Source organism: Bradyrhizobium sp. SBR1B (assembly GCF_014198205.1).
In the GTDB taxonomy this organism is placed as follows: domain Bacteria; phylum Pseudomonadota; class Alphaproteobacteria; order Rhizobiales; family Xanthobacteraceae; genus Bradyrhizobium.
Window position 1 is genome coordinate 134,588 of sequence record NZ_JACIHC010000021.1, and the last position, 6,437, is coordinate 141,024.

General features: G+C 57.4%; 6 protein-coding genes. 5 read left to right on the top strand and 1 reads right to left on the bottom strand.

The genetic code is table 11. From position 1 onward, the window contains the following. Positions 1 to 16 precede the first annotated feature (16 nt). From GGD61_RS34635 to GGD61_RS34650, 4 genes are all read left to right on the top strand, one after another. Positions 17 to 1,195, top strand: a complete 1,179-nt coding sequence (locus GGD61_RS34635) for a DegT/DnrJ/EryC1/StrS aminotransferase family protein (protein ID WP_210311295.1) — start codon at positions 17 to 19, stop codon at positions 1,193 to 1,195. After that, a complete protein-coding gene (locus GGD61_RS34640; protein WP_183231956.1) occupies positions 1,192 to 2,193 on the top strand; it encodes an NAD-dependent epimerase/dehydratase family protein in 1,002 nt (333 codons plus the stop codon). Before GGD61_RS34635 ends, GGD61_RS34640 begins: the two co-directional genes overlap by 4 nt. After that, positions 2,133 to 3,329, top strand: coding sequence for a DegT/DnrJ/EryC1/StrS aminotransferase family protein (locus GGD61_RS34645; protein WP_183231957.1), 1,197 nt, complete (start codon positions 2,133 to 2,135; stop codon positions 3,327 to 3,329). Before GGD61_RS34640 ends, GGD61_RS34645 begins: the two co-directional genes overlap by 61 nt. Positions 3,330 to 3,733: 404 nt before the next feature. Next, complete coding sequence (locus GGD61_RS34650; protein ID WP_183231958.1) at positions 3,734 to 4,738, top strand: O-antigen ligase; 1,005 nt, start codon at positions 3,734 to 3,736, stop codon at positions 4,736 to 4,738. Between the two features lie 152 nt (positions 4,739 to 4,890). On the opposite strand, the gene GGD61_RS34655 is transcribed toward GGD61_RS34650, so the two are convergent. After that, positions 4,891 to 5,835, bottom strand: a complete 945-nt coding sequence (locus GGD61_RS34655; RefSeq protein WP_183231959.1) for a glycosyltransferase family 2 protein — start codon at positions 5,833 to 5,835, stop codon at positions 4,891 to 4,893. Between the two features lie 122 nt (positions 5,836 to 5,957). Between GGD61_RS34655 and GGD61_RS34660 the strand changes: the two genes are divergently transcribed. After that, a partial coding sequence (locus GGD61_RS34660) for a hypothetical protein (protein WP_183231960.1) occupies positions 5,958 to 6,437 on the top strand: 480 nt, incomplete at its 3' end.

Sequence of the window (6,437 nt, forward strand, 5' to 3'; positions counted from 1 at the left end):
CCCAAGGTGTTCAATCTTGATACCCTTCCTGGATCTGAAAGCCCAATACTGTCAAATCAAGCCGGAAATCGACGCCGCAGTGGCACGGGTCGTCAGCAGCGGGCATTTTGTGCTCGGGCCGGAGGTGGCGGCGTTCGAGGGGCGTTTTGCGGAATATTGCCGGACTGCGCGTTGCCTCACCGTGAATAGTGGCACCTCTGCGCTCCACCTTGCGCTGTTGGCGGCGGGCGTCGGGCCGGGCGATGAAGTCATCACGGTGTCTATGACCTTCGTGGCGACAACCGCGGCGATACTCTACAGCGGCGCCAAGCCGGTTTTTGTCGACGTTGACCCGGTCACGTGGACGATGGATCCCGGTCTGATCGAGGCTGCAATCACACCTCGAACCAGAGCGATTGTGCCGGTTCACCTCCATGGATTGATGGCCGACATGGATCCCATCATGTCGATTGCGCAACGTTACGGTTTGGTCGTCATTGAGGACGCCGCGCAGGCGCACGGCGCGGAATACCGGGGGCGCCGCGCAGGTTCGATCGGAGATCTGGGGTGCTTCAGCTTTTACCCAGGCAAAAATCTGGGGGCGTTCGGCGAGGGTGGGGCCGTCGTAACAGATCGGCCTGAATTTGCGCACCGCGTGTCACTGCTGCGGGACTGGGGGCAGGAGACAAAATACGACCACGTCATTCCCGGATACAATTATCGCATGGATGAGATCCAGAGCGCGATACTGAATGTCAAGCTGGACTACATCGAAGGCTGGACCGAGGCCCGCCGATCGATCGCAGAACGATACAACGAGCTGCTTTCTGAGCTCCCATTCGCCCGTCCGCGACCGCCCTCGTACTCCCGCCACGTTTATCATGTCTATTCGATCAGATTGCAGCGTCGCGACGACGCGCTCACATTGTTGCGGGAGGCCGGCATCGGTGCAGGGATTCACTATCCCATTCCGGTGCACCTGCAGAAGGCCTATGCCGAACTCGGTTATCGGGCCGATGATCTGCCGGTAACCGAGATGCTTGCGAACGACTTTCTCTCCCTTCCCATTTATCCGGAGCTGCTGCCGGACCGGGCGAGCGAAGTTGTCTCCACGTTGAGGAACGCCGGAGCATTGCGGCCCAGCGAAGCCGCCAGCAACCGCGCGCAGCAATCACAAAGCTTCACAACAAGGTCCTGCAACAGGAGGGCGTCTTGATTGAGCTCAAGGGAAAGCGCGTTCTGATCACTGGCGGGGCAGGTTTCATCGGCTCCCACATCGTCGATCAGCTCTGCGATGAGGGGTGCATCGAGATCGTTGCGCTCGACAACATGGTCAGAGGCCGCCCCGAAAATCTCCGGCGTGCGCTCGGTCGTGGACCGGTGAGACTGGTTCACGGCGACATACGCGATCGCAAGTTGATGGAAGCCTTGGTGAAGGCTGCCGACATCGTGTTTCACCAGGCCGCACTCCGCATCACTCATTGCGCGGCGGAGCCGCGCCTGGCCAAGGAGGTCATGGTCGACGCCACCTACGACCTCCTGGAGCTGTGCATCAAGCACGACATCGAGAAGGTCATCGCAGCCTCCTCGGCGTCCGTATATGGCATGGCCGAGGAGTTTCCGACAACCGAGCGGCAAAATCCGTACAACAACCGGACGCTATATGGGGCGGCCAAGGCGTTCAACGAAGGGCTGCTGCGGGCCTTCAACGACGCATGCGGCCTCGACTACGTGGCATTCCGATATTTCAACGTCTATGGCAGCCGGATGGACATCCACGGACGGTACACCGAGGTCCTGATCCGCTGGATGGAGCGGCTTGAGGCCGGGTTACCTCCCGTTATCTTTGGTGATGGCCGTCAGACGATGGATTTCGTTCACGTCCGTGACGTCGCGCGCGCCAACATCCTTGCGGCCAGGGCGAAGATTACCGACGAGGTCTTCAACGTCGGGAGCGGTACTGAGACCAGCCTGACGCAACTGGCTACGGTGCTTGCCTCGGTGATGGGACGCCGCGGACTGACTCCCGAATTTGCGCCTGAGCGCTCGGTCAATCCGGTGCCGAGACGGCTGGCATCGACAGGAAAGGCCGATCGTCTGCTGGGGTTCCGCACCACGGTTTCGCTCGAGCAGGGGCTCGCCGACCTCGTGAAATGGTGGCGATCAGAACGCGAACTCCCTTCGGATCGTCAGCGGCAGGTGGCGGCATCGTGATCCCGATCGCAGCTCCGCTGCTTGCGGACGAAGAAGCTGACGCTGCGCGCGCCGTGGTGCTGTCGGGCTGGGTATCGCAGGGTCCGCAGGTGGCTGCGTTCGAAGACGAGTTCGCCGCACTTGTCGGCGCTCCGCACGCCTGTGCCGTCGCGAATTGCACGACCGCCCTGCAACTTGCCTTGGCCGCGCTGGGTATTGGCAGCGGCGACGAGGTGATCACGGTCAGCCATTCTTTCATCGCAACGGCGAACGTGATCCGATATCAGGGCGCCACTCCAGTTTTCGTCGACATCGAGCCCGAGACATACAACTTGGATTGCGCCCGGCTGGCTGATGCCATCACCGAGCGCACACGCGCGATCATCGCGGTGCATCAGATGGGCATGCCATGCGACATGGCAACGCTCATGGCCGTGGCGCGTCGTCACGGGATCGCTGTGATCGAAGATGCTGCTTGTGCCGCCGGATCGCAGATCTGCATGAACGGGCAATGGCAGGCGATCGGCAAGCCGCATGGAGACATTGCCTGCTTTTCATTTCATCCGCGAAAGGTGATCACGACTGGTGAGGGGGGAATGCTCACCACCTCCGATGCCGAGCTCGATCGCAAGTTCAGGCTTCTACGTCAGCACGGGATGAGCGTTCCGGACACGGTGCGACACAACTCGACGAGCGTGATCATCGAAGAGTACGTCGTTCTGGGCTACAATTTCCGAATGACGGATATGCAGGCGGCAATTGGGCGCAGACAGCTCGAGCGGCTTCCAGAATTGGTCGGACGCCGGCGAACAGTGGCCGCTAAATATGGCGAGCTACTGGGCAATCTGGAAGGCCTGCGGTTACCAACCGAACCGGCGTGGGCCAGGTCCAACTGGCAAAGTTATTGCGTCCGTCTTCCGGACCGTCTTAATCAGCGAACCGTCATGCAGAACCTGCTCGATAAGGGAATCGCGACGCGACGTGGCATTATGTGCTCGCACCGCGAACTGCCTTACGCAAAGGCGGCGCAACGCCATGATCTTCGCCAGTCCGAACTCGCGCAGGATCGTGCGATCCTGCTGCCAATTTACGCGCAGATGACTGAGGACAATATGCGTCTGGTCGTCGAAGCTTTGCGGACAGAACTGGTTCGGTAGCTATGGGTACAAACTGAAATGTTTATAAGCCATTCGAAAGCGGTCGCGCATATGAGATGTCCGTGCGCGCGCAGAGGTGGGCATCGCCGAAGGCGAACGACATTGATGCTGAGCACCAAAACACCAACTCGGCTCTCTACAGGCGGCAGCTTATGTTGACCAGCATGGCTACCTCCAGTGTTCCCGTACCAAGATTCAGAAGCGCGAGTAATCCAGCCATTCAGGGAGTGGAGGTTTCTCCCGAGCGTCGGCACACTCTCATCATCTTGGCTGCTCTGGTCGGAATCTTCTGTCCTCCAACCCTTCTTCCCCTCGGCGACTTAAATGTTACCGTAGGTCGGCTCGTTGTGATCGTACTTATTGTCCCGGCGGTTGGACTGTTGGCGAGCCGCGGGCGACACGTCGTGGCATCCGATTTCTTTGCTACTGCATTGAGTATCTGGATGCTCGCATCGTCGGTGTTAAGCGGTGGGTTTAGGCCGTATGTTGGCGCGGAAGCGCTCGAACTCCTCGGCGCGTATTTGGTCGGGCGCGCTTTTGTTTTCGGCCCTGCCAATTTTTTCGTGTTCATCCGGTCGCTCAAATTGATCACGCCTGTGCTCATCGCGCTCGCGGTGCTCGATATTATGTCGGGGCGCTACATCACGCTGGATAGTTTTGGAGTACCAAATTCCTGGGCAGAGCGTTTCGGCTGGGTGCGCGCGGCTTCTGTATTTGATGGCGCGGAGCATTACGGAACATTTTGCGTCGCCGCGGCTGCGATCTTTCTCTATTCGGAAAACGGAATCCGTCGTGTCTTTTATGTCGGCCTCTGCGCTTTTGGATGTGCGTTGTCGTTGTCATCAGGACCATTGCTGGGTTTCTGTATCGTTATGGCTGTCTCCTTGTACGACCACGTTCTGAAGCGCCATGCTTGGAGATGGAAAGCCCTGGTGAGTGCGTTAGCTTGCATCATCATCATGATATCTGTGGTCCATGATCATCCCATAGAGTGGATGCTGATACACTTTACACTGGATCCGCAGACTGGATTTTTTCGAATCGAGACCTGGAGTGCCGCCCTGCCAATTATCGGCCATTCTCCATTCACAGGTCACGGCTTAGTAGAACTCGGCCATTCGGTAGACGAGAGGATCTTCCTGCGGAGTGTCGACAGCCTTTGGTTGCTCGAGGCGCTTCGCTATGGAGTTCCGGCGGTCATCCTACTGATCATGACAATGTTCTCCCCATTATTGAAGAAGACGCCGACTCCCGGGGCGCACAATGTGCAAACGGGGCTTAGCTTATCCGTCGTAACCATTGCTTTGGTTGGGCTGACGGTTCATTTTTGGGGGGCAACGTGGCTGTTCTTGAACCTGTGCGTTGGAATTAGGGCTTCACTGGCAGAATATGACGCTAGGCATTGCTGATGGGGATCTGCTTTCGTTGAGCGCCAAGTCGTGATGATAGGCGATCAGTGGTCAAATCTGCTAGATCGCGCCCTTGAGCGATCAATCCGTCCAAACTGAGTACAGGAAAGGTTGCCGCCAGCTGCAGGCGTCGACGCAAGGCATGCAGAAACCTATTCTTTGGCTACGCTTACAGGGGTATTGCGATTCCACACAACTCCTCGGTTTGACCATGCCAGAAGAGTTAGCATCCTCCACGCACGATACCAGCGAATTACAATAAGTATTCCGAAGGCCCGAACCCGAGCGAGAAACCCATCAATTCGATCGGAGGTTAGAATTTCGCCAATATCGAAGAGGGGCGAGCCGAAAACCGCGACCGCACGGCCGAGCCAGAGTAGTCGCCAGCTCTTATGCTGGCGCGTTGCAGTAAGTGTGTGTTGGATCAGACGGTCCCATTGAACACACAACAGACGAAGCGACGGACGTGCCGGATGAAATACGATCATCTGTGGAATATACCTGAAGACGAGACCGCGGGCCCGCGCTCGGGCCCCCCAATCTTTGTCCTCAGCCAATAAAATCCCCCCAAACGGACCCACTTTATGAAAATCTTCGGAGCGTACGGCCAGATTGCCACTGCCGGAAAAGCCATAGTATTCCACGTGCAACTTTTGCCGATATCCAAAAATGCTTTCGTAAGCTTCGATTGCTCCCCACTTTTCGGGATTTTGACGCCAGATCTGTACATCGCCTCCGAGGATAGTACCTCTGGGAAGGCGACTAAAGGCATCGAGAATAGCGGAAAGCCAGTGTGGATGAGCACGGCAGTCGGCATCAATGAAACAAAAAATGTCGCCGGCGGCATGTTTTACGCCGAGGTTTCGAGCCGGACCCGGCCCGGGCTCCAGTTCGTACAACAAGCGCACCCCGGAAAACAGTGCAGTGACGGCTTCGGGACGACAAGTTGAGCCATTATCGACGACAATGACTTCAAACAGCGAGCTGTCCAAGGTTTGAGCCTGGAGAGAACTCAGGCATGCCGAAAGGCCATCCACCTGATCCAGATGGGGGATGATGACGGAAATCGAGGGGTTCTGCGCGCGTGCCAGGTCCATTTCGTCCTCAATGTCGCCTTACACATTATCCATTTAAAAGCATGTTTAATAATTTATTATTATGTGAGTTCCTGATAATATGCAACTGGCGCGTCGCCTCTATGGCTAATGAGGAGATCCGCGTGGAAAGCCATCGGTTCCTCGGAAGACGGGCGCTCAATCTTGATCAGGAGTCGTGCAAGTTCCAAGGGTCCATGCAGCATCACAATCATCCTGCCTGGTTTTCGGTCGCATTGAGGAGCATGCCCATGCCCGATTGTCGTTATCGGCTGATCGTCATCGCGTTGATGTCGTCCATTTCGGCGAGTGTTGCAGGTGATGCGAACACGCTCCAACCGCTGACGACGCCCCGCATTTCGGTCGTGACACCCGGCGACGGATTGGCCAATGCACCTGCCAACACACCGCAGCTGCCAAACTTGCTGAGCGGGTATTCGGTCCGGCCGACCTGGAATGTTGCGGGCGTCGACTACGCTGTTGGTTATGCGAGTGGGACCATCCTCAAGACGCCGTCGACGATCTCAATGGCTGGGGTGTCGGTGGACAGCGCAAACCACATAATCAACGTCAGTGGCAGCAACGTCACGCTCAGTGGATACGAC